We start from the raw sequence: 24086 nt of genomic DNA on the forward strand, positions 1-24086 counted from the left end.
TTTTTAGTTTGTTTTTTCTTGTTTAAAAGCAATGTCTTTTGAAATGAATTCTGCATCCTTATGAATATCATTCCAACTTTGTTTTGCAGCCTTTAAATCATCAGGTATTAAAGAAAGTTTATGTTCTTGCATTTGGTCGATATTATCATATAGATCTTTATAATTCGCTCCCATCGTATTCCATTGTTGCTGAATATTCGTTAGAGACATGATTGCTTGATCCACTGTTTGATACAAATATGTCAACGTGTCTTTTGTATTAGTAAGTGAAATAACTGCTTGGTTAGCAAGATCGGCTTTCATACTTAATTCTCCGATTCTATTAGAAATTTCGTTATAGGAGCTCATATGGTTAGATGCCGCAACACCAGCTGCTGTTCCTAAACCGATACCAGCTGCCCCTAGAGCTGTTAGACCACCAACAACAGCTGGTGTCGCTGTGCCACCGGTCACAACAATTACTACCGCTCCTGCAATCGTTCCAATAACTAAAATAGCTGCTCCTAATCCACCACCAATTGACCAGGCTAATACATTATCAAAATGCGCTTTCTGCGTAGAACGTAAATTCTCAATTTCGGCCTGAAGTTGTGGGACTAGTGCTTGTTTTCCCGCTAATATAGCCGTTAATCCCCCTTGTCCATCTGGACCTCCAACATTATTTTTAAAATCTACAGTATTTGTATACAACTTTGTTTTAAAAGCTTCTAACATCTTAATAACTTCCGTAACTTCATTTGAATTTGTATGAATTGTACCGATTAAATCCCCTATTCCTTCTTTGAGGCCCGCCTTATCTTTCTTTTTTACAGTATCTACTAGTGTGTCGTAATAATTTTGAAATTGTTCATCATAATTTACAATATTACGTGCTGTCTTTTGAATGTTTGGCTTCGCTGTATCTAGCCAGTAATTTGCATTGATTCGTGACAGTTCCTGATTCAGGTGAATGTTTTTGATTAATTCTCCACCTCCTGAACCTAAATCAATGTTGGATAAATTTACATTCGGTTGCTTAATCATTGTTTTTGCGTACAAATCCATTACAAGAATATGAGAGCCTGTTTCAGCCAACACTTTCTTTAACCCTTCAGGTCCTAACGCATAATTTTCTATTTTCTGTTCTTGTGCTGTCTGTTCTTGTGCAAGTGCGTGAATAGTACTACCATTCGTAGCAGTTATAACCGTTGCTAAAGCGGCCAAAGTTATGACCTTAAATGGAAATTTCATTTTTTGATTCTCCTCCTTATTTTCAGTTGCGTTATAATTTTTTCGTTAAATATTATTTCTTAATATTAAAATTTATTAACTTGTTCTTCGAGTTGATTTGTTACATTTTTTAGTCGTCTTAATGTATCTTTTTGAGACTGAGTGTTATTAGTATCAACTTCAGTCGATAATTTTGTAATACTATTATTTATTAGATTCAAATCCTCTTTATAACGTTTCATTAGCTCAATTTCTCCATCTACTTGATTAGCAAATGTATGCAAATCATTTTGCATGAAAAGAATCATTGATTTTTGTAAATCTGCTACTGTTAATTTAGTTGTTAAGTCATATAATTTTTGATTCTGTTTCTCTAGATCATCTAAATGCGCTCGTTGCTCTGCTGTTAGTTTATTAATTTCTGCAAAAGTACTATATGTTTTTTTAATTTTTTCAGGATCAATTACTTTCATAAGATCATACTCTTTCGTTTTCGTAACTGCAGCTGCAGCAATTTCACCTTTTTTACTTTTCTCTATCGTTTCACGTGCCTCTTTTTTGGCAACTTCAATTTCTATAGCTGATTTTCCCTTTTCTGTTGCCTCTTGCTCTGCTTTCTTCTCTGCTTCTACAATAGCATTGTTTATTTCTTTTCCTTTGTTATACGCTACTACTGCTGTTTGAGCAGCCGGTTCAATGATATCTTTTGATAGACTATAAATTTCTTGGAATACCTTTAGCCCTTGTTCATTTAAAGCTCCTGGTAATAATGCTATTTGCTGTAAATCATTTTGAATTGATTTTTTTGTATTTAGCATTTCATTCTTTAACTTGTCTATTTTTCCTGTTCCCTCTGAACTAAGTACACTCTGTGCTTTTACCACATCTGTATCAACATTTTTCAGTTTCTTATCTACCTGTAGTTTAAGATCTGTTAACTCATTAATCTGACGTTGCACGTTTTCTTGGTTTGTTATAGTCATATCTTGAAGAACTTCCAGTCTATCTAAAAACCCTTCTTTATCTTCCTTATTATCTACAAATCCTTTTAATGTTGGATAATAGCTATTAAATTTGGTTGCAAATCCTTTGCTTTTTGAATTTAATAGAATTAATTTTGGATATAGTTCTGATGACCACTCTTTCATATCTTGTTTAATTAGAAATTGAGTTGTATTTAAAGATGGAACTTCTTCAAGTTGCACATTCGGACTTGCTAAGGCTCCATCTATAAAGGTTTGTGTTAATTTGGAGTGTGCACCTATTTTTCGTAATGCTGAGGAAATATCTATATTATCTTGTTTCGTTTCCGCCTGAACGATTGGCATTGCGAGAGTATTGATAGGAATAGTCGCTCCAGTAACGATTGATGTTATTAAAAATCCTGTCATAATTTTATTCTTCATTCCGTACACCTCTTCACTATTGTTTTTTACAGTTTTAATCGTAAATGTTGTACAACCTAACGTTAGGATTTCATCACACACACTTGAGGAGAGAAATTTTTCCGATAGAGTAATCGTATCTCGTTTTTTATTTATTTTTGATAGAATATAAGGACCTTACTTCCCCCTCATTTTAAACACTATGTTTTTCATAAGTAAACCTGAAAATCACATTGATTAAATTTGATTTTTCAGATATTTATTATTCGAATTTAAAAATATTATATTTAAAAAAGTTATATACAAATTTCATTTCATAAAGTGAAATAATTATACTATGATAATTAAACATAAAAATTCTTTGATTCCCTTAAATCTATATGAATCCCCTTACCTAAAAATGATTTTAATATAATTTAATAGGGATTAGCACATATGTGTCTTTTATATGGATATGTAAAATTACATATCCATATAGGAGTATCTAGCTTAACTAGTCCAAAATATTATTATCGTATACATAATAATATTATTGCTACGAACACCACAGGAGAAAATTTCCCTCATGCACTTTAGGGGATAAATTGTCCATGAAATAATAATTTTCGCTTATATACTTACTATTCATTATAGGAATACAAAAAAGCGATTCTTTTCACATTAAAAAGAATCGCTTTCCAAGTTCATATTTTCAATTACATTAAATAAAGAATTGAGAGATTATTACCTAAGAGCTTTAACTATAACTTCAGCTGCCTCTGCAATTAGTTGATTATCATAGGTAGCCTCTTTCTCATCTTTACTAGATAAAATTGCGATGATAATAGGTGCTCTATTCGGAGGCCAAACGATAGCAATATCATTTCGTGTCCCATAACTTCCAGCTCCTGATTTATCTCCAACTATCCAGTCAGTTGGTACGCCTGCACGAATAAGTTTGTCTCCTGTAGCATTTCCTTTCATCCACTCTGTAAGAATATTACGTTTATGAGCTGGAAGCGCATTTCCGACCGTTAAAGCTTTCAGATTCGTAGCAATTGCTTTCGCTGTACTAGTGTCACGAATATCTCCTGGAATAGCCTCGTTTAACTCTGTCTCAAAGCGATCAGCCATAGTAATCCGATCACCCATCTGTCTAAGCGCTTTTTCATATCCTTTAGGTCCACCTATTTTATTAAATAAAATGTTCCCTGCAGTATTATCACTGGAACGAACGGCGGCCTCAGCAATTTCTCCTAGTGTCATTCCGGTATCTACATGTTTCTCTGTAACAGGTGAATATTCCACTAAGTCGTCTTTCGTATAAGTGATAACTTCATTTAATTTATTAGTTGAGTTTTGCTGTAGCAATACTCCTGCGGCTAACGCCTTGTAGGTTGATGCAAAGGCAAATCTTTCGTTAGGTCGATAAGCTATTGTTTGATGTGTACCCGTATCAATAGCATACACACCTAATCGAGCATCAAATTTTTTCTCAAGTTGAGAGAATTCTTTATATGTCGCATGCTTTTTATGTTTAACTTGCCCTGTCTTTTCCTTCGCTTCAACTTGCAATGCCCCTCCTGTAAAAGTTTCTAGGCTTGTAAGACTTATACCTAATATACCAATGCATATTCCTATTTTTAGCATCCTCTTATTTTTCAAAATCATCATTCCTTTCAAATTTTCAATACTGAAAACAAGTAGTAAATTCAATACAATGTATCTATTTGAATACCTGTTTTTATACGTACACATAATAGACCATCTAAGAAACAAGTTTGTTCCATAAATTTAAAACCTTTTTTAACTAGTAACCAAGATATTAACAAAAATAAGAGATAGCAACTATGATAGCTACTAACTCTTATTTCAAATCTTACTTTTTCTTTAACTTATAAAGGCTTTTATATAAACAGGATCTCTTCCCCTGAGAAAAGTACACAATTATTAATGATTTTGATTCGAACTCTCTGTACTAGCAGTTTCACCTTGTATACGTTGCTTTTTCAAATCAAAGTATACATCTAAAACTTCCTTTCCAATTATAGAATTAATACCATTTTTATCATCATGAAGCCATGGGACTACTACTGAGAATGCTACTTCTGGATTATCATATGGGGCGTATCCAACTAATGTTAAGTTGTAACATTCCATACGTTCCCCTTTCGCATTTCTACCAATTGGATCATCTCCACCATATACAGTTTGAGCTGTCCCTGTCTTTCCTGCTGGTTTATATGGAGCATTTTTGAAATATTTCACGCCAGTTCCATCACCTTCTTGGAATACCCATCTAAACCCTTCTTTTATTCGATCAATATGTTCTGTCTTCATATCAATTCGATTTAATACGACAGGCTCTATAGAGCGTATAACTTTGCCAACCTCTTCTTCTTTTATTGATTGCTCTCGTATTTCTTGTACAATTTGAGGTTGCATTCTATAGCCTCCATTAGCAATCGTTGAAATATATTGCGTTAATTGCAACGGTGTATACGTATCATACTGACCAATAGAAAAATCTAGTAAAAACCCAGGCTGACTATCTACTTTTCTAGTTTGTCCTACTATTTCATTCGGTAAATCAATACCTGTTGGAACTCCTAATCCAAATTGTTTAAAATAATAGCGCATCGTATCAAATGCTCCTTGTTTTATATCCAATGAACCATTTGGTACGTAATTAACTCCCGCAATTTTTAAAGCTGTCTGGAACATGTATACATTCGAAGATACTTGTAGCGCTCGTAAATCATTAATATTACCAAATCCGGATACATTCCACGATTTCTTAGCTTGTGTACCTTTAAATTTCATAGGTGCATCATAAAATTGATCTCCTGGCTGTATTGCCCCTGTCTCATATCCAGTTAATACAGTTGCACCTTTTACAGCGGACCCTAGCTCATAGGAAGTTGTCATGTTACCTAATGCCAAATCCTCAATCTCTAATTTCCCTTCTTTTTCTACAATCTTTTTGCCTGCCATAGATAAAATCTGTCCGTTATTTGGATTCGTCATGACGACAAAAGCTCGGTCCAACAGTGGCTCTGAACTCTTAAACGCTCTCAAATTTTTCTCTATACTTTCTTCCACTTTCTTTTGTAATTCCATATCAATCGTTAATGTTAAACTATTACCACTTTTTCCTTTAGAGATTATCTCTGTGTTTATAATGTTTCCTGATTTATCAGTAATATTTTTCACTTCTTCTTTTGTACCGTGTAACACATCTTCATATCGTTGTTCAATATAACTTTTTCCTACACGATCATTACGGTTATATCCACGTACCAAATAAGAATCTAAGTTTTCTTTCGGTAACCCTTCTTCACTACTCGTAATATTACCCAACACAGAACGGAATAAATTACCATTTACATAATTACGTTCCCAATCAACTGTTGCATCTACTCCTGGAAACTCAGCAAGGTTTTCACTTATTCGCGCATACTCTTGATCTGTTACATCTTTTTTTATAATTTGTGGTGTTAGTTGATAACCCGAACTCATTTTACTTTTAATAGCTAACACCTTTAAATCTTGTGCTGTTAATTCTGCCAATTCTAATTCTGTAACACGACTTCGTCTTAAGTCTTCTATTTTTTTATCTAACTCTTTTCCCTCTACTCCCTTATCTTTTAACTTTTCTATATCTTTTTTAGTAATCATTGTCTCCGCACGTTGCCTATTCAACTGCATCCAAAAATCTTTTTTATCGATGTCTGTTAATTTATTTATATCTTGTTCAGGCATTTCAAGCACTTTCGCTAAGTCTTTTGCTGTTTTTAAAATATCTTCACTAGTAATTCCCTTTACCCTTGTATACGTAATCGTACGAAGAGATTTATTATTAACAACTGTTTTCCCTTCTCGATCTAGTATTTGTCCACGTGGAACTGGTATACTAGTTGTTTCATTTTGACTGCTCTCCACTTGGTTCTTATAAGCCTCTCCCTCAACGATTTGTACTTTTCCTAGCTGCATAATAATGGCTGAGAATAGTAGAAATATGCAAAGGAACATTATATTTAATCGAATAGATATATATGTCTGTTGCTTTTTTTCTTTTTGTTTTTTCATAAATCCTCCATATAATTCTTCCGGAACTCCTCACTAATACTTAGTAAATAAATACGTTCCCTATATATTAGAAATCACCATTCAGTTATAAATAGTGTCTTATCTTTTTTTCTACATCCTTGTAAGCATCAAGCCTTCTTCGTTTAGCCGCGTAATTGATAAATCCCCTTTCCTGTTTTTCTCTCTATTTTTTTATTGCTTGCATTAGAAATGCTAAACTGTATAATGACTCATATTAAGCTTACACATAGACTTGCTAGTAACTTTTCATACTAATTATTCCTTTCTTCATGCTGTTATACTTAATAGACAACCTAAATAATAAAATTGTTCCACATTTACAAAAAAAATAATTAACTATAAGATGAAATAGGCTACATAAGGGAGGGTTATATGTTACATATAAAAAGATGGAGATTTTTTGCGGTTCTTTCTATTGTAGGTTTGATTTTACTAATTTTATTAAAAATCAACTTCATCTCAATTACTATCGCAACTTCTTCAGCTGAAAGAGGAAAAATTTCCGATCGAAATGGTGTAATACTAGCTACAAATAAGAAAGTTAAGTCTCTATATTGCACTTTTAATGATGAGAAGCTATCGAAACAAGATGCAGCAAACACATTGGCTTTTTTCAATCAATTTTCAAGCGAGTTTCAACATGACATTTCTACAGTGGACATAAAATCTCAATTACAACAATCTTGTAAAAAGCAGACTATGAATGATTTACCGTTATACTCTGACATAAATGAGAGTGAACTTACATTCATAAACAAGAACAAACCCAATAATGTAATAATTAAAGATGAATGGATTCGATATTATCCTAAACACGAAGTTGGTTCACAGCTAATTGGGTATGTAGAAAATGACCTTAATTCTAAGTATGGACCTGTTGGAAAAAGTGGGATTGAGCTTCAATATGAAAATGATTTAAAAGGAAAACCCGGAAAAACACTGATTTTTAAAATGAATAATAAAAAATCCTTATGGAACATTCAAAAAGTTCAAAAAGGAAAAGATGTCCAGCTAGCTTTAGACTCTAAATTGCAACAAAAAACAGAGGAAGCATTAAGATCTCAAATTAAGAAAATACGTGATGCTAAAGCTGGTTATGTTGTAGTAACCGATGTAAAAACTGGCGCAATTTTAACTATGGCCAACTCGGCAGTGTTTGATCCAAATACATTAAATACACATGTATCATCTAAAAATGAAAACATTAAATCACTTTCGCAAAATAAAGCAATTCAAAAATTAAAGTATGGTGAATCTTATGTAAATATGGCCTCAACTATAAAGCCACTTACTATTTTAATTGGATTAAACGAAAAGCTTTTTCAACCTGAAGATACTTATTTAGATAAAGGTACTTTTCAATATGATAATCAAAATAACATTACGAATGCACCTGGAACGCCAACAGGTGAGATTACACCGAGGCAGGCTATCATTAATTCATCTAACACATTTATGACAGCAAAAGTAGCTCTACCCTTATTCAACCAAAATAATGGGAATATAGAAAAAGTTGCACATATATGGACAGAGTATTTAAAGCAATTTGGCCTTCGTTCTAAAACCGGGGTTGATTTACCTTTTGAAGAAGACGGACAATATGAATTTCATCCAACAAACAAGTTTGAAAATGGTATCTCCGCTTTATTAAATGCCTCTTGGGGAGGAAATGAAGTACACACTCCTCTTCAACTCGCTCAATATGCAGCAACTTTAGCAAGTAAAGGTGATAAATATAAACCTCAAATCGTAAGTGCTATTATTGATCAAAATGGTAAGGAAACAAAAAAGTTTAAACCAATTTTAGAAAGTTCTAATCGTTATCCGGTGAAATTTTGGAGTGTCGTGCAAGGCGGAATGAGTCAAAATATAGAGGAGATTAAAAACTTACCCTTTCATGTCGCAGGTAAAACGGGTATTACAGGTTTTCCGAATGAGCAAGCAAAAATGATAAATCATTCTCTTTTCATTGCATATGCTCCTACCGAAGATCCACAAATCGCCATTTCTGTCGTTATTCCTGGTAGTAATTCAGAAAAAAACATCGCTGCTCTCGTTACATCGGAAATTTTAGAGTCTTGGCATACACTTCAAAAAAAAGATAATAGCAAAGAGGAAGGTTCATTAAAGTGAACCTTCCTCTTTTACCATATAGAATCTATATTTATTATTTTCCAATCACCATTATCATTCTTTTCGAACATAAATGAATACTTAATATCAGTTAAAACATACTCTTTTTGTACATATCCAGTATTACCGTTAATTGTCGATATTTTTATATATTCATCATTTTGCACTTTTTCTGGAATCCAAGCTTTTACCATTTCATTAGATACTTCATATAAAACTTGTGATTCTCGTTTTGGTTCAGCTAAAATTTTTGTTTTATTTCCAGTAACCGTTGCATATATAAAATGCGCTTGCTTTGGTTCGTTACTTTCTGTCAATCCACTTGGTACTTTGTATACTTTTTTTGTATCATTTGCAAATTCTCCCCCCATTGTAAGAGCGACTTGCAACTCATGAAAAATATCTTCATCAAACTTCAATTCATCCTTCTTATAACTCTTCCCTTTAAATAGAACTTCATCATTTAATGCTCTATACAAATCATTTTCATTTTTTGAATTTGTGCTTTGATATAAATCATACATAAATTGTTTTAATGATGGATCTTGAGCAGATTCATCTTTTGTTTTAGGCTTAATTTGAGTGCTACTTTGTACCGGTGATTTATTATCATCAAGCCAAGGTTGTTGAACAATAAAAAATAACATTGTACAAACCAAAACAACTACAACAGGCAATGCTTTTTTACGAAATGGTCTCTTATATGTTGCAGAATCTACTTCACTATTTTGATATACCGATTGCTTTATTTTATAAATAAATTCTTCTTCATCTTTCCGATGCTCCATTGGGCCTTTTTTCAATTTACTATACCAGTTAGGATTTTTTTTATTGTTCATCACTACTACCCTCCCCTATTAGTTTTGAAACCTTACTTCTCGCTCGGCTTAATCTAGATTTAACAGTTCCAATGGATACACCTAATGTTTCGGCCATTTCTTCATAAGATAATTCATATTTTGCATCTAAAATAATTATTTCACGGTGTTTTTTAGGTAGCTTTAAAACAACATCCCACACTTCATTCATTTCCTCTTGCTTAAAAAACTCTCGTTCTGCCGATGGAGATTGCTTATCGTCACTAAAAAAACCTACTAATGATATCCTTTTAAAATAGGAGGATTTCAAATAGTTTATTGCTGTATTTCTTGTAATTTTTAATATCCACGTTTTAATAGATGACTCCTTTCGAAATGAATTCCAATTTTTAAATACCTTTATAAACACATCTTGCGTGATATCATCTGATAAGTGTGGATCTTTCGTAATAATAAATGAATAATTCCATACATCTTGCCAATAGTCTTTTATAACATAGTCAAGCTCATCATGAATACACTTTTCAATAAACGTCTCTTCCATTTCCACACCTCGAACTTATTTGAATAAAGATAAAACTGCCCTCACTTTTATTATGGTTTCAATATATAGACAAGATACAAGTTTCATTTGTTCCGTTCTTTATCTTTTTTTGATAAAAAAATCCTCCTAAAAATGTAAAGGTGTGCAATTACTTTCATAAAATAATCATCTATACATTCTTTGACATGACAAGCTCTTAAAAACAAGTAAAGCATACAATGTTAAAAATACACTCAAAAAAAATCTGATTATTATTTTTACATTTCACGCAACACTCCACTTGTATCACCTTTTTTCTTAGAGCATACTTATTTGTGTGCTCTATTTATGTTTTACTAAATAACTGTTTTGTTAACATTTATAATTCCCCCTCACTTGTCCCTTTCAATTTGTTTTACTCTTCTATTTACTATTAGCAATACCAACCTTTCAAAAATGAAAACAAAGATGTGTTATCATCTTTATTCAGCCACAACAAAAAAGCATTCTCAATTAAGGAGAATGCTTTTTCGAAACTTAATTGTTCTTTGTATTGCTCAATTTATACCTTCGTGTTAAGCAAACAATGAATGTAGTAAAAGATTTCACCTTATAGTTACTTATTTTTTCTGAAAAACATGTTTTACTTTTTCGCCTGGAACGTTACTCCCCCCTCTTCCTTTTACATCTTCGATCATTATGGTAACAATCATGTCGGGCGCATTTGCATCAAAAGCTGCAAACCATCCAAGTTCTTTTCCGTCTGCTTCTTTCGACTCCTTCAGTTCTGCTGTACCGGTTTTACCAGCAAGAGTTATACCATCGACCTTAGCAATTCTCCCCGCGCCATCAGGGTCATTAATGACTTTTATTAATGCGCTCTTTAATATCTCTTGATTCTTTTTAGAAACCACATTTTCTTTCCAATTCCCCGCTACTTTTGCTTCTTTTAAAAGATGAGGCGACGGAATATTCCCTTCATTCACAATCGGTGCATATGTTAATGCTAAATGAAGTGGTGTCATTAATACTTGTCCTTGTCCATATCCCGTGTCTGCTAGTTGAATCTCATTTTTTATCCCATCTCTTGCAATGATTGAAATAGGAAATTCGTATTCGATTGGTAATTTTTCATGAAATCCGTATTTCTTAAATTCATTTACATACTGATCTTTTCCCATTTTCAAAGCTTGTTGAGCAAAATAAATATTATCAGAGTATTTCATTGCCTTATCAAAATCAATTGGACTAGCTTCCTTCACACGTGTTACATAATAATTTCCCCAAGATGAATCTTTTGTCCACTTTAATCCTTGAATTTTAAATTCTTCCTTAGGGTTTATAGTGTTTGTTTCCAAACCAATTGCACCAGTAATCGTTTTAAATACGGAACCTGGTACAAATGCTTGTGTGAAACGATTCATCATTGGTAGTTTCGAGTCGTTATTCCATGCTTCTCGTTGGGCTTTTGATGCTCCTCTAACTATTGTATTTGGATTATAAGCAGGGCTACTTACAAGTGCAATAGTTTCACCCGTTTTAGGATTGACCGCTGCACTAGATCCTGCTTCATTTTTCATCTCATTAAAGATTTTTTCTTGAATTGCAGCATCAATTGTTAACGTAACATTTTCCCCTGCTTTCGCTTCTTTTTTTGCTACGTTTTTAATCTCTTTCCCACTCTCATCTTCTATAAATACGCGTCCACCTTTTTCGCCACGCAATTTATTCTCTAATACTTTCTCTAAACCTGTCTTACCTATTAAATCATCAGCTTGATAACCTTTTTTTTGAAGCGATTTTAACTCCTCTGCATTCACCTTTCCTATATAACCAGTTAAGTGTGCCGCCGCTTCTCCTAATGAATACGTCCGAATATTTACTGGGCGAGATGAAACTCCTTCTAATTCAATATAATCATTCTGTCTAGTTCCCTCTTTTAAAATACCAATTGGTACAAAGGAGTCTGGTTTTATCCATTTCGCTGTAAGCTTCTGATTGACCTCTTCTATAGACATATCAAGTAATTGTGCTACTATTTCTTTTGTTTGAGCCGCCATTTCTCCTATTTTCTCTGGAATAATTCCAACCTCAGTCGCTTTACCATTCGTTGCAAGACCTTTCCCATTTCGATCATATATTTCTCCACGTTTTCCTTGTTCTATTTGCATACGTACTTTGTAATCTTTTTTCATACCTGGAAAAATGAAATCTGGTGTCCAATCTATTTTCCAAGATTCTTTTTCTTTTACAAGTTTTGCTTCATGGATAAATGAAGCTGTTCCTCCATCCGTATCCATATTAACTTCAAAAAGAAAAAGTTCTTTATCTTTAGCATTCTCTCCTTTCGTTTTAATTTTTAAATCCTTAACTCCAATACCCTCATAGATTTTTTGATATTTCTCGGTGAATTCCTTTTTAGAAATCGTTTTTTGGGCATGTTCTGATAAATGATCATACATATTTGCGAATTTTTTATCATTCCATAAATTTATATATTCTTCAAATGCTTGTTTTGGCGGTTCGTTTTTATTACATCCTACCAACATAACTGCAAAACAAAAGAAAACCAACATCCATAATTTTTTCAATTCAATCTTCTCCCTTAGTTAAAAATATTTATTCCTTTCTTGATATATTAAATAAAAAATGTTGTAACGCTTAATAGACAGTGTAAGTAATGAGATTGTTCCATATTTACAAAAGAAATTAATTTATGGTTCAGATGCATTCGAAGGGGAAGATTTTAAAATTCTTACAAATAAAAAAGCGAATCTATTTAGCAATCGGTGTCATTATTAGTGCTGTTTTAACAATTTTATTTAAAATACCTTTTAGTTTGAGTTCTCCGCTCTTATCTTTTTTGTAAATATTTGAAACAAAAAAGACCCCTTATACTAAGGGTCCTACAATAGAAAATAACTAAGTATAAACAATAAAAAGAATTACTGAAAGTATAATTTATAGGCGCTTTATATCCTTCTATTTCGCATCAAAACCCCTGCGCTGTATACGACAGGGGATTCGATGCGTTCATTCTAAAGCTTATTTAGAAGAGTCATGTACAGGCAAACTACTAAAAATCAATTCAGCAACTTTTACATATCCTTTTGAGTTTGGATGAATCAAATCCGTAGACCAAAGCGTATTATCATTAACTAAATGATGATTCCAAAAGTCAACATGATGAAGCTTGTACTCTCTACTCAGTGAAAGTATAATTTCATTTGCCTCTAATAATTGTTCTTTTAACACTTGTTTTTTTTCAGAAGAAATAGGTAGCCGAACTGTAAAATCTGGAAGGTTTGCTATAATAATATCAGCATCTGTTTTACTTAATGTATCTATCATAAATTCCATATCGTTCTTATATGCTTGATGATCCCAACGTCCTTTTAAAACATCGTTTGCACCTGCAATTAGACTAACCAAATCTGGATTAAACGTTAATGCCTTTTCCAATTGCTGTGAGCGTATTTCTTTAGTTACTAACCCACGCTTTGCAAAATTAGCATATTCTATATCGTTTACACAAAGTTGAACAAAATGATCTACCCAGCTTTTTAATGCTATTCCCTCAACTTCATCCCCTATGCCCTCTGTAAAACTATCACCAATCGATACAAATCGCTTCCACATATGTAGTCCCCCTTTATTATTAACCATATCTATACTATACAATAGCTCACACCGTAATTGTTATTTCTAAGTAGTTTTCGATTTCAATTATATTTACATTTAGAATCCAAAATTGACCGATTCCTAAGTATACTTAGGAATCGGTCATATTCGTATATTTACTAAAGAAATAAAATCTCTCTAGGAATTATACTTTTTTCAAAAAATTGGTTGTTCTTTGTTTTGCCCAGTTGATACATTTCTTTTCGATTAAATGATACGAAATTATAGAAAAAAGTAGTGTCATTGCAATGCACAAAGTAAGAAGGAAAAAGATAGGTATCTTTGTATACAAAAGTTTAAATAGTACCATCATGATTGGAAAATGACACAAATAGATACTGTATGAAATTTCTCCTAAATATACAAATACATTCTTATTTAAAAATGCTTTTACTTTTAGGTTACTCATAGCCATTATAATAAATATACTAACCCCCATTACGACACCCCAATCTTTTAATAAGAAAGTAGTATCATTACGGGAAAAACCATAAATTAAAATGGAATATAAATATAAAATAATCCCTAATGCAATAAGAAATCCTTTTTTAAATTTTTTCATATTCCTATATGAGTAAATAAGTTTTTCCTTATACTTAAAAAGTAACATTCCAACCATAAACATAGATGTAAAATGCAGTGTATCAGCATAACCATTATAAAATCCTTCAGCTTTCCCAATATGCAACATATTAAGAAAAACACTAATGAAAGAAAAGCTCAAAGCAAATAGTATCGTTTTCTTCCAATTCAGTTTATAAAAAAGAAGGAATAATAAAGGAAACACAATAGATATACGCATTTCTTGAGCCAATGACCAAATAACTGGATTATAATTTTCCGTAAAAAAGTTATTAAGAAGCACAAAGTGGTTTAGAATATCTAATTTTGTTATAGACCCTTGCCACCTATCATAGAACCAATCCCGTAGTCCTACCACTTCATACGACGAAAATAAAATAAATAAAACAAAGGTAATGATTATCCAAAAATAATAAGGAATATAGATTCTTACAAATCTCTTAATTAAATATCCCCAATAATTTGTTTTTGAATGATAAAGTGCCATAGATAACACAAAACCACTTAGTACATAAAAAACGATAACAGCTTCCCCACCCGCCCATAAAAACCTAAGCGGGGAAAATTTAATAGAATTAGGCAACGATGGTAACATTAAACAAAAATGTCCAAATACCACAGTAAGTGCCGCTAACCCTCGTATAGAATCTAATTCTTTTATTCTCTTACTCATAAAATGTTCTCCTTGTAAATTGTAGATTTTGCTGTTCATAAAGGCCACTATACTAGTGTAGTGGGAGAATTGTACATAATGTCTATCTAGATCCCAGATATAAGCAGTTCAAAGTCAATCTATGCATCTGTTTTCTGGTCTCCGTTTCCTTATATAAATAATTTAAAACAAAATATTTAATACAAAGAAAAGATTTTATTAAATTTTTATAAAATCTATTTACAGAAATAAGTAACGGATATTCATTTTTTATTGTCATTTGATGCAAAAATGGATGTTTTTTCTTCATGTAACTTTATTAAACTAACTTTGTACTAGAATGCATTGAATCAAAAAATACATAATAAACGCCATCCTTTCTGTATATTTCTACAAAAAGAATAGCGTTTTTTGTTTTTATAGATACAAATTTAGCTTAGCTTGATTACAATAAGAAAAGTTCCGAAGAATCCAATTTGAAAATTAATACCATCTTCCATTCCAAACTATCTACATAAGAATTTATAAAACTTCGAAACTCTTTTTTCAGATTAATATTTAGTTTTATCCTATAAATTTAGCTTTTTACTATATCAACCGCACTATCCCACATACCGCTAAAAAAAGATCCGATGTTACGCATAAAACGTGTAAACCAATTTGCTTGTTCTATATCAGATTTTGTTACAAGGTCTACTTGTAATGATTTACCTAATAAGAACCCTGGATCTGTACTATCTTTAGGCGAGATAATCATTTTACTTATTGTTACACCTTTTTTAATAGGTGCTTCTTGTTCTTCATTCAATACTTTAAATTCTTTTTTATATACGTCTTTGTTGTTCTTTGGTATCGGAAGTGAAACAGCTTGCTTCGTTTGAACAACAACATCTTTGTCTTTCGCATTTGCTACTCGCACTGTTTCATGCCCTTTTGCTACTGAGTCTTTTCCATAGGCCTTCTTCACTTCGAAATTTGCAAATCCGTAATCATATAATTTCTTCGTTTCATCAAAACGTGCTGCATGAGAGTTTGCTTTTATCACTACAGATATTAGACGCATACCGTTTCTTTCTACTGTACCAGTGAAACAATCACCAGCTTCTGGGGTAGTTCCTGTTTTTAACCCATCTACACCTTCGTATTGCTTAATTAAACCTTTTAACATCCAGTTAAAGTTCGTCATATCAATTGGATACTTACCACCCTGTTGGAATGTTTTTTTAGGGATTTTTGCAGTATCTAACATTTTCGGAAAATCTTGAATAAGACGTTGTGCTAAAATCGCACAATCTCTTGCGGACATTTTATTTTTCTCGTCTGGAGTTGTCCCTTCTGGGTGATATCCTTTTAAATCATAGTTTGTTAAGCCTGTAGAATTTACAAATTTATAATTTTTCATTCCAAACTCTTTTGACTTATCATTCATCATTTTCACGAAATCGGCTTCTTTTCCAGCAATTTCTTCAACTAAAGCAATTGTTGCACCATTTGCAGAGTAAATTGCCATTGCCTCATATAACTCTTTTACTGTATAAGAGCCACCATTTTCTAATGGAACGTTTGATAATGAGCGATCTTGTGAAATCTTATGTGCATATTCAGAGATTTTAACTTTTTGATCCCATTTAAGTTTTCCTTTATCCACCGCTTCATGAACTAAATATTCACTCATCATTTTTGTCATACTAGCAATTGCTAGTGATTCATCCGCATTTTTTTCATATAAAATTTTTCCGGAATTCGCTTCTACTAAAATTGCTGATCCTGCTTCTACATCTAAAACAGGGACTGTTTCCGCTGTTGCTCTTCCAGATGTAACAATTATGCTACAAAATAGTGTAAGCACTGTTACTATTGCAATAAATCTCTTGCAAAACATACCTTTCACTTCTGTTACCTCCAATATATTTTTTAGGATTACAATGAATAGACAATCTAAATAATACGTTTGTTCCATATTTACAAAAAATAAAACCAGTGTATCCCGATTAAATATCGAGACACACTGGTTTTATTAGCTATCAAGGATTTTAATTATTTAATTCAGCTATTTACTATACTCATACCAGAGATGAATTTTCCTTAGTCTATATTATTAATTTTTTATAATAAAAAAACTACATCCTATATAGAATGTAGTTTCCCTCACAGATCTATCTATTTTTTACTTCCTTGTTATAAAAATCATATAATAATTCAATAGATGAACTAGATAAAAGCGGCATTGCCTTCTCAACTAATTCTCTATCCCAATCAAACCAACGCATTTCCATTAGCATTTTCATTTCTGTATCAGTGAATCGTTTCTTTATTTCCTTAGCAGGATTTCCACCAACTATTGTATACGGCGGAACATCTTTACTTACGACAGATCCAGCTGCAACGATTGCACCTTCACCGATTATAACGCCAGGCATAATAATAGCATTCATTCCAATCCAAGCATCACTTTTAATGACTGTATCGCCCTTCGGTTCATATGAATGTTCAATTTGCTCAGCGAATGGATATACTGTAATCCATTCTGAGTGATGATTATGATTACCACCCATTAAAATGACTACTCCACTCGCAATACAAACATAGTTCCCAATAATGAGTTTATCAAGATGCCATCCCATCTGTTCAATTGGATTGAACAGCGCTCGGGACTTAGCATCCCCCCACAAATACCTTACACAGCCATCTTCAAAATTTTGATGACCATAATAACCTGAATAATAGGAGTACTCTCCTACCTCAATGAGTGAATTTGTTACTATATCTTTTAAATACTTTGTTTCTGACCAATGATTAAATAATGGATGCTTCATAACTTTATTCCTCGCTTCTAAGTATTATATATTTTGCTATTTACTTAGAAGCTTACTACGACTGCTACATTTTTTAGCTTTCTCAAACGACGAATCATTGTCTTCAAGCCTTTCTTTTATTATAAAGGAATCATATCGTGATAAATTATATAAGTCAAATTGTAAAATTATGTACTGAAACTTGAAGTATGAATTGAAATTTCAGCATTAAAACAATCGAGTTTTCAAATAACAAATCCCAATTACATATAATAAAGATTTTTTAGCTATACATCTAACCTCTTTCTTATATTAGCCTTAACTCCCTCGATATAGTTTTATTATTTATTCATTTGTCTGATAAATCAATAAATGTTAATATGATTATAGAAGATATTATCATCCATTAGATTTCACAGCTAGTTTTTCACAAAAACGATTTCTGAATCCTTAAGTAAATAGGAGGTTTAGAACATGAAACTATTAAGGCAATCAACAATTATTGGCGCATTGACTGTTGGAGGATTTTTATTTTCGAATACAATTGGTACACTCCCACCTGTGTCTGCTGAATCGCAACTTATACAAAAAGAATCGCGATTTACAGATAATTGGCGGTGGCAAAGCTATTTTTTATTACATCATAATGCAGATTTTTTAGAAGAGTTAGCAGTTGGTGACTTAAAACATGGAGATACATTTGATGTTACTCTATATACTGGTGGTAAAGATACTGGTATTGTAAAAATATATCAATTGGGTGGAAATGAAAATGATGAAATAAACTTGCATAGATATAAAACCATTTATGACTCAGGTCTAAAACATAATTATGGTAGATTTGTTACACCTATTACTAATGTTTATAATCCAGGAACATATGTAGCTGTTATGAAACTTGGAGAAAATTATTATTATGGGGGCAGCTTTAAAATCTCAAAATAATTTACATTTATCTCATCAGTAAAAAAATATTGGATACATTTTTATTAGACAAAAATCATTTTAAAAGCTCTCCTTATATATAGGGAGCTTTTTTGATCGTTTCCCCTTTTTAAGGCTAGAAGAAATCCTTACCTTCTTTATCAATTAGCATTTTTATTCACGAACCATTTTTACTTCTTTATGTCCTACAATTCGATATGCAATATTGCATATTCTATATGTTCAATTTTAAAACATGCGATAATTCATTTATATAAAGGTATAAAATTAGTATTGAAAGGAGAATGTTACATGTCTTTCTATTCTTGGTCTCCTCTTATTTTCTTAATAGTTGTTGCAATTATCATTTCTATTCAAAAGGCTAAGAAACAATAATTTATTATGTGGAGGTGTAATAATGTCATTTGCAGCATGGAGTACAATTTTTATGACTTTAATCGGTGCAATATCCGGAGCAGTCTTTGGTATAATCTCCCCTAGAAATAAAAGCAAAAATTAAATGATATCGTAAAAATGAATTTCTAATAAAACTATATACAAAAAAGTAGCCTATAAAGTTTTATAGGCTACTTTTCATTTCATTCATATTATTTAGCTAATTCTTTCGTACCCTTCATTACATCAACGAAGAAGCCCCAGTTATTCACAACAGAAGAAATACTAATATGTTCATCTGGAGTGTGAACATTGAATATATCTGGACCGAATGAAATTGCATCTAAGTCAGGCATCTTTTGAACGAATGCACTACATTCAATACCCGCATGTACAGCGAAGATTTCAGCATCTTTGTTGTATTTTTCTTGATGCACTTTTTCAAACAAATTACGAATTTGCGAATTCGGATTGTATGGCCATTCTGGATACTCCGACTCTATTTCAAATGTTGCACCAACTAATTCGGCAATACATTTAATTTCATTTGCAACATGTTGTTTTAAACTACTGACAGAACTTCTCACTTCGTTACGTAATTTAATTTCATCTTGCAACGTTTCAATAACGCCTAAATTTGTTGAACTTTCTACTAGGCCTTTAATATCCATGCTCATACTTTGAATGCCATTTGGAATTAAGAATAATGATGAAATAAGTTGCTTTTGCGTCTCTTTAGCAAATACTTTTTCTACTTTCTCATCCAATTTTGTAAGAGTTACATGAACATCTGGATCAACAGCACGCATTTCTTCTTGTAATACTCTTGTCCATGATTCTAGTTTTTCTTCTACTTTCTCTACATCTTCTGTAGCTAATACAATTGTAGCTACACTTTCACGCGGAATTGCATTTGTTTTTAATCCGCCGTGAACTTCATTTATATCAAATTGGATATTTGCTGATAAATCTCGTAATACTCGTCCTAATACTTTGTTCGCATTACCGCGTTGTTTATCAATTTCCATACCAGAATGTCCGCCTTTTAAACCACCAACATATAGACGGTATGCATCCGTATTCGCTGGCACTTCATCCCATATTACTGGAATTGTTTCTACAGCTTTCGCACCACCTGCGCTACTTACAAGTAATTTATGATCTTCTTCAGAATCAATATTTATAAAAATCTTTCCTTCAAAGTGATTTGCATCAACAGCGAAAGCCCCGCCCATTGTTGTTTCTTCTTCAGTAGTAATAACTACTTCAAGTGCTGGATGCGAAATGTCTGATGCATCTAATAAAGCCATTGCATACGCAACTGCAATACCATTATCAGCACCTAAAGTCGTTTGATTTGCATATAACATGTCCCCAATGATTCGTAATTCAATTGGATCTTTTTCAAAATCATGTACGGTTGCTTGATTTTTTTCACATACCATATCCATATGGCCTTGAATGATAATAGCTGGTACATTTTCATAGCCAGTAGTTGCGTCTTTTTTAATAATGACATTCATTTCTTCATCTTGAATCACTTCTAAGTTACGCTCTTTTGCAAAACCAACTAAATAATCACTAATTTCCTTTTCATTACCAGATCCTCTAGGAATCTTTGAAATTTCTGCAAAATGATAAAATACAGGGTGCTTTGTTAATTGTTCTAAAGTAGAATACATTTTTAAGCTCCTCTCAAAATGACAAAATAATATGTAAGTCTGCTATCATTATACCATGATTCGTTACTTTCCCTTTCTATTTCATCCTTTAAAATCCACCCTTTAAATATTTAATCGTATAAAAAAACGAAAGAAAATGCACTATGCATTTTCTTTCGTTTTTTTTGCTCTCATATATTTTGAAGTACCATTATTCATTAATTTCTCTAAACGATTTATATTTTCCGTTAATGCACCTTTCACAAGAGAGAAATCTGTATTTGGTTCTTCTTTTTTTTCTTTAAAAAATGAAGACTTTTGTACGTTTACTTCAGCCATCTCTTCCCCCCTCTTCAAAAAGATACAATCTTCTATTTATATTATATCGCAAATGTAGACAGCGTGTACACGTATCATTTTCTTTTTAATTCTTCTTCTAACTCTTCTACTTGCTGCAAAGTATCTCCTTTTATTAACGAGAAATCAGTTGTATCTTTAACTCCTACCCGGCATTCTCTCTTTTTTATTTTTGTTAATTATCATAAAATTACCAATATTAATCTACTATTTAATAATAATATTTGATATTATAAAAAAGTAGATTTTAATGGAATTATAATCTAATATATTTTTGGTTAAAATAATTTTTCACACAAGGAGGTTAACCATATTGAATATTATCGTGACTCCAGAATTATTAGAAGCTTCTGCTAACAAGTTTAAAAGTGCTCAAGAGCAAGCACAAGTACAATTCACTAACCTTCGACAAGATATCTCATATCTTGAATCAATTTGGTATGGTTCTACCAAAGAAAAGTTTTATTATGATTTTCAACAATCTAGCCAAGTAATGAATAAATATATTCATTGCCTTCAACAGATTGAAATTCAACTAAAAAGATCGGCCGAAAAATTCAGAAAAGTAGATAGTGAAACAGGAGCTGAGTTATCTACAAATGAGGGAAGTTTGCTTGAATCTCTCAAAAAGGGATTGATGACCTCCTTATCTCCCACCGTTAAATTAGGTATAATGGCAGGTGTATTAAATGTTATTCCTAACAAAAAAAGAAATGATTTAGTAGATATCGTCACTCGTAAATGGGTTAATGGTAAGGCAGGAGAAATATGGAATAAATTAATTCCCTTAAAAGACTTTTCAACATTAGAAAAAACCGCTGCATCATTAGGGAAATTAGATAAATCTCTTCCTAAAAATAGTATTAAAGAATCTAATATTTCTAAGCATATTATAAAAAATATGAAACCCTTTGGTATAGCTTCCATTTCCCTTACTGCATTAGGAGAAGTAAGTTCATTAACATCCGCCATACAAGGTGATTTTAAAAAATATGATGGCTCTCAAGCTGGTGTTAATATTGCTATGGATACAGTTTATTCTACAGGAAAGGTAGTTGGAAATTTAGCTTCAACTTATGCAGGTGGAGTAGCGGGTGCTGAAGCGGGTGCATTAGCTGGCTCATTAATTTTCCCTCCAGTTGGTACAGCTGTTGGTGCAATTGCAGGTGGCATTATTGGTTCTACTGTAGGTGGAACCGCATTCAATGAATTAGCAGATAAATTTGTACCTCGTCAAAAGTTTAAAGAGAGTATTTCAAGTTTTACAGATAGCTTCACTAATTTTTTAAAATAAATTAAAAATCAATTGAAGAAATGAGGTAAAAAAAGTCTCTAATTAGACTTTTTCAGAGCTATGAATAAAAAACAAATTGTTTCTATAGAAGAATTAGCATTTCTAATGAATTCCAAAGAAAATCAAACTTATGCAAAAGAATTACTAAGTCTTATTTATGATGAACTAGAGAAAGCAGATGTCGAAAAAATATTATTGACTGCAGCGCATTCCCTTTATGCTAGAGGATTGTTAAACTTTAATCAACAAACTAAAGAAATGCAATTACAACCGAGTATAGAGAAATTATTCAACACTATGTGTAACCCGCAACTTTCATTATTACTTCAAAAAATCGATTTTATAAACGAAACAACGATTACTGCTAACATTTATATTGATAACACTTCAAACGTTACATATCAGAGTTTAGATGGTATTGCACATAAAATCGAAGAAATTTCAGACGATAGATTATTTTTAGAATCTAAAAATTTATTACAGCTAGTATTTCAGCAAGAAGAAAAAGGCAGTGACATTGTAGGAACTCTTCCAAACCATATCGTACAAAATATTGAAAAGTTTTTCCCTTTGTCTATTCAAGAAGGGAAAACAATGTTAATAGAGAATGGATTTAATTCCTTATATGCTGAAAATTTGATAATAGATTTAAAAACAACACAGTCTATTTACACTATTATGCGTCTAGATACAACCGAAAAGAATGAGGTTATTTCTGACAATGGATTCTTTGTTATTGAATCACCCAACACCCAATGGCTATTAACTCGAAATATAATAAATGATTCCTTTGATATAACCTATTTAACCAAAAATCTTTTCGTAAATGAAATAACAAAACTAATAAAAGATTAATCCTTTAAGACGGGAGTATATTTATATTGAATAAACAACAGCATTCTAGCAAAAAAAAGGAAGGCTTTTTCGAAAATAGGATATTACCTATCATCACTGTTCTTTCAGGTGTCATTCTACTAGTGTACAAAGGGTTAGAATTTATTTCAAAGTATGTATTAATTTTAATCTTATTTACCCTAATTATTGCTTCGTTATACTTATTGTTTATGAAACAAATAGTTGGTGCTGCTATTGGATTCATTTTTGCAGCCCTTGGGTATTTTATGTATAAAATCATTTTTAAACAAAAAAAGAAATAACGCATAAACAAATCATAAAGAGATAATTTAAAAGAGAATGTTTTTACGCATTCTCTTTTAAATTACCCTTTTTTATATACTTATATGGAATTGCCTCTACAAATTTTTCTAATCGATCTATATTTTGAGTCAATGCACCTTTCACAAGAGAGAAATCTGTATTTGGTTCTTCTTTTTTTTCTTTAAAAAATGAAGATTTTTGTACGTTTACTTCAGCCATCTCTTCTCCCCCTCTTCAAAAAGATACAATCTTCTATTTATATTATATCGCAAATGTAGACAGCGTGTACACGTATCATTTTCTTTTTAATTCTTCTTCTAACTCTTCTACTTGCTGCAAAGTATCTCCTTTTATTAACGAGAAATCAGTTGTATCTTCATTTTCTTCTTTAAAAAAATCATTGTCATAATCTTTTATCACTACAATCAC

Annotated in this window: 20 protein-coding genes and 1 pseudogene; 6 read left to right on the top strand and 15 right to left on the bottom strand. The window is 31.8% G+C overall.

What is annotated here, in order from left to right; translation table 11 throughout:
* Positions 1–3: 3 nt before the first annotated feature.
* Together hblD and hblC are read right to left on the bottom strand one after the other, a co-directional pair.
* Positions 4–1230 carry a hemolysin BL lytic component L1 gene (gene hblD / locus ILT06_RS17230; protein WP_064475211.1) on the bottom strand — a complete coding sequence of 409 codons (1227 nt, stop codon included), beginning with the start codon at positions 1228–1230 and terminating at the stop codon, positions 4–6.
* A 65-nt stretch (positions 1231–1295) separates the two neighbouring features.
* The gene (gene hblC / locus ILT06_RS17235) at positions 1296–2615 is read right to left on the bottom strand and encodes a hemolysin BL lytic component L2 (protein ID WP_222655329.1); all 1320 of its coding nucleotides are present in this window, start codon (positions 2613–2615) and stop codon (positions 1296–1298) included.
* A 608-nt stretch (positions 2616–3223) separates the two neighbouring features.
* On the opposite strand from hblC, the pseudogene ILT06_RS33090 reads away from it, so the two are divergent.
* Positions 3224–3298, top strand: a pseudogene (locus ILT06_RS33090) (undecaprenyl-diphosphatase); the annotation flags it as partial.
* A gap of 19 nt (positions 3299–3317) precedes the next feature.
* On the opposite strand, the gene bla reads toward ILT06_RS33090, so the two are convergent.
* Together bla and ILT06_RS17245 are read right to left on the bottom strand one after the other, a co-directional pair.
* Entirely contained in the window at positions 3318–4244 is a 927-nt protein-coding gene (gene bla, locus ILT06_RS17240; RefSeq protein ID WP_370458083.1) for a class A beta-lactamase Bla1, read from the bottom strand.
* Between the two features lie 279 nt (positions 4245–4523).
* On the bottom strand, positions 4524–6662 hold the full coding sequence (locus tag ILT06_RS17245; RefSeq protein WP_064475209.1) for a peptidoglycan D,D-transpeptidase FtsI family protein: 2139 nt from the start codon (positions 6660–6662) through the stop codon (positions 4524–4526).
* Between the two features lie 393 nt (positions 6663–7055).
* Between ILT06_RS17245 and ILT06_RS17250 the strand changes: the two genes are divergently transcribed.
* Positions 7056–8816 carry a peptidoglycan D,D-transpeptidase FtsI family protein gene (locus ILT06_RS17250; RefSeq protein WP_064475208.1) on the top strand — a complete coding sequence of 587 codons (1761 nt, stop codon included), beginning with the start codon at positions 7056–7058 and terminating at the stop codon, positions 8814–8816.
* An 11-nt stretch (positions 8817–8827) separates the two neighbouring features.
* Here the strand turns inward: ILT06_RS17250 and ILT06_RS17255 are convergent, their stop codons facing one another.
* The 7 genes from ILT06_RS17255 to ILT06_RS17285 all read right to left on the bottom strand — a co-directional run bounded on the left by ILT06_RS17255 (position 8828) and on the right by ILT06_RS17285 (position 17888).
* The gene (locus tag ILT06_RS17255; RefSeq protein ID WP_064475207.1) at positions 8828–9655 is read right to left on the bottom strand and encodes a hypothetical protein; all 828 of its coding nucleotides are present in this window, start codon (positions 9653–9655) and stop codon (positions 8828–8830) included.
* A complete protein-coding gene (locus tag ILT06_RS17260) occupies positions 9645–10178 on the bottom strand; it encodes an RNA polymerase sigma factor (RefSeq protein WP_060488847.1) in 534 nt (177 codons plus the stop codon). Before ILT06_RS17260 ends, ILT06_RS17255 begins: the two co-directional genes overlap by 11 nt.
* Positions 10179–10777: 599 nt before the next feature.
* On the bottom strand, positions 10778–12748 hold the full coding sequence (locus ILT06_RS17265) for a penicillin-binding transpeptidase domain-containing protein (RefSeq protein WP_149173319.1): 1971 nt from the start codon (positions 12746–12748) through the stop codon (positions 10778–10780).
* Positions 12749–13202: 454 nt separating this feature from the next.
* The gene (locus ILT06_RS17270) at positions 13203–13796 is read right to left on the bottom strand and encodes an SGNH/GDSL hydrolase family protein (protein ID WP_064475205.1); all 594 of its coding nucleotides are present in this window, start codon (positions 13794–13796) and stop codon (positions 13203–13205) included.
* 187 nt (positions 13797–13983) lie between these two features.
* The gene (locus tag ILT06_RS17275) at positions 13984–15132 is read right to left on the bottom strand and encodes an acyltransferase family protein (protein WP_081257232.1); all 1149 of its coding nucleotides are present in this window, start codon (positions 15130–15132) and stop codon (positions 13984–13986) included.
* A gap of 517 nt (positions 15133–15649) precedes the next feature.
* Positions 15650–16963 (bottom strand): D-alanyl-D-alanine carboxypeptidase family protein, encoded by a 1314-nt coding sequence (locus ILT06_RS17280; RefSeq protein ID WP_064475203.1) that lies wholly within the window; start codon positions 16961–16963, stop codon positions 15650–15652.
* A gap of 265 nt (positions 16964–17228) precedes the next feature.
* On the bottom strand, positions 17229–17888 hold the full coding sequence (locus ILT06_RS17285) for a CatB-related O-acetyltransferase (RefSeq protein ID WP_000682543.1): 660 nt from the start codon (positions 17886–17888) through the stop codon (positions 17229–17231).
* A gap of 453 nt (positions 17889–18341) precedes the next feature.
* Here ILT06_RS17285 and ILT06_RS17290 point away from each other — a divergent pair, with 453 nt between their 5' ends.
* Entirely contained in the window at positions 18342–18812 is a 471-nt protein-coding gene (locus tag ILT06_RS17290) for a DUF5065 family protein (RefSeq protein WP_064475202.1), read from the top strand.
* Positions 18813–19399: 587 nt separating this feature from the next.
* Here the strand turns inward: ILT06_RS17290 and pepD are convergent.
* Complete coding sequence (pepD, locus tag ILT06_RS17295; protein ID WP_064475201.1) at positions 19400–20869, bottom strand: beta-Ala-His dipeptidase; 1470 nt, start codon at positions 20867–20869, stop codon at positions 19400–19402.
* Positions 20870–21010: 141 nt separating this feature from the next.
* The gene (spoIISB, locus tag ILT06_RS17300; protein ID WP_000852619.1) at positions 21011–21187 is read right to left on the bottom strand and encodes a stage II sporulation protein SB; all 177 of its coding nucleotides are present in this window, start codon (positions 21185–21187) and stop codon (positions 21011–21013) included.
* Positions 21188–21518: 331 nt separating this feature from the next.
* On the opposite strand from spoIISB (ILT06_RS17300), the gene ILT06_RS17305 reads away from it, so the two are divergent.
* Genes ILT06_RS17305 through ILT06_RS17315 form a run of 3 tightly spaced genes read left to right on the top strand, consistent with a single transcriptional unit; the run spans position 21519 to position 23656 of the window.
* Entirely contained in the window at positions 21519–22499 is a 981-nt protein-coding gene (locus tag ILT06_RS17305; RefSeq protein WP_064475200.1) for a WXG100 family type VII secretion target, read from the top strand.
* A gap of 60 nt (positions 22500–22559) precedes the next feature.
* Positions 22560–23354 (top strand): hypothetical protein, encoded by a 795-nt coding sequence (locus ILT06_RS17310; protein ID WP_176713062.1) that lies wholly within the window; start codon positions 22560–22562, stop codon positions 23352–23354.
* Between the two features lie 26 nt (positions 23355–23380).
* On the top strand, positions 23381–23656 hold the full coding sequence (locus ILT06_RS17315; protein ID WP_064475199.1) for a hypothetical protein: 276 nt from the start codon (positions 23381–23383) through the stop codon (positions 23654–23656).
* 43 nt (positions 23657–23699) lie between these two features.
* On the opposite strand, the gene spoIISB (ILT06_RS17320) is transcribed toward ILT06_RS17315, so the two are convergent.
* Together spoIISB (ILT06_RS17320) and ILT06_RS17325 are read right to left on the bottom strand one after the other, a co-directional pair.
* The gene (gene spoIISB / locus ILT06_RS17320; RefSeq protein WP_064475198.1) at positions 23700–23876 is read right to left on the bottom strand and encodes a stage II sporulation protein SB; all 177 of its coding nucleotides are present in this window, start codon (positions 23874–23876) and stop codon (positions 23700–23702) included.
* 75 nt (positions 23877–23951) lie between these two features.
* Positions 23952–24077 (bottom strand): hypothetical protein, encoded by a 126-nt coding sequence (locus ILT06_RS17325; RefSeq protein ID WP_064474161.1) that lies wholly within the window; start codon positions 24075–24077, stop codon positions 23952–23954.
* Positions 24078–24086: the final 9 nt, after the last annotated feature.

The organism is Bacillus sp. 17RED48 (assembly GCF_019837545.1).
Taxonomy (GTDB): domain Bacteria; phylum Bacillota; class Bacilli; order Bacillales; family Bacillaceae_G; genus Bacillus_A; species Bacillus_A wiedmannii.

Excerpts from the sequence above, each read along its gene's own strand:
- ILT06_RS17245 (WP_064475209.1), bottom strand. The coding sequence starts at position 6,662 with ATGAAAAAACAAAAAGAAAAAAAGCAACAGACATATATATCTATTCGA.
- hblD (WP_064475211.1), bottom strand. The coding sequence starts at position 1,230 with ATGAAATTTCCATTTAAGGTCATAACTTTGGCCGCTTTAGCAACGGTT.
- spoIISB (WP_064475198.1), bottom strand. The coding sequence starts at position 23,876 with ATGGCTGAAGTAAACGTACAAAAATCTTCATTTTTTAAAGAAAAAAAA.
- pepD (WP_064475201.1), bottom strand. The coding sequence starts at position 20,869 with ATGTATTCTACTTTAGAACAATTAACAAAGCACCCTGTATTTTATCAT.
- spoIISB (WP_000852619.1), bottom strand. The coding sequence starts at position 21,187 with ATGGCTGAAGTAAACGTACAAAAGTCTTCATTTTTTAAAGAAAAAAAA.
- hblC (WP_222655329.1), bottom strand. The coding sequence starts at position 2,615 with ATGAAGAATAAAATTATGACAGGATTTTTAATAACATCAATCGTTACT.
- ILT06_RS17310 (WP_176713062.1), top strand. The coding sequence starts at position 22,560 with ATGAATAAAAAACAAATTGTTTCTATAGAAGAATTAGCATTTCTAATG.
- ILT06_RS17250 (WP_064475208.1), top strand. The coding sequence starts at position 7,056 with ATGTTACATATAAAAAGATGGAGATTTTTTGCGGTTCTTTCTATTGTA.
- ILT06_RS17290 (WP_064475202.1), top strand. The coding sequence starts at position 18,342 with ATGAAACTATTAAGGCAATCAACAATTATTGGCGCATTGACTGTTGGA.
- ILT06_RS17260 (WP_060488847.1), bottom strand. The coding sequence starts at position 10,178 with ATGGAAGAGACGTTTATTGAAAAGTGTATTCATGATGAGCTTGACTAT.
- ILT06_RS17255 (WP_064475207.1), bottom strand. The coding sequence starts at position 9,655 with ATGAACAATAAAAAAAATCCTAACTGGTATAGTAAATTGAAAAAAGGC.
- ILT06_RS17270 (WP_064475205.1), bottom strand. The coding sequence starts at position 13,796 with ATGTGGAAGCGATTTGTATCGATTGGTGATAGTTTTACAGAGGGCATA.
- ILT06_RS17275 (WP_081257232.1), bottom strand. The coding sequence starts at position 15,132 with ATGAACAGCAAAATCTACAATTTACAAGGAGAACATTTTATGAGTAAG.
- ILT06_RS17285 (WP_000682543.1), bottom strand. The coding sequence starts at position 17,888 with ATGAAGCATCCATTATTTAATCATTGGTCAGAAACAAAGTATTTAAAA.
- bla (WP_370458083.1), bottom strand. The coding sequence starts at position 4,244 with ATGATTTTGAAAAATAAGAGGATGCTAAAAATAGGAATATGCATTGGT.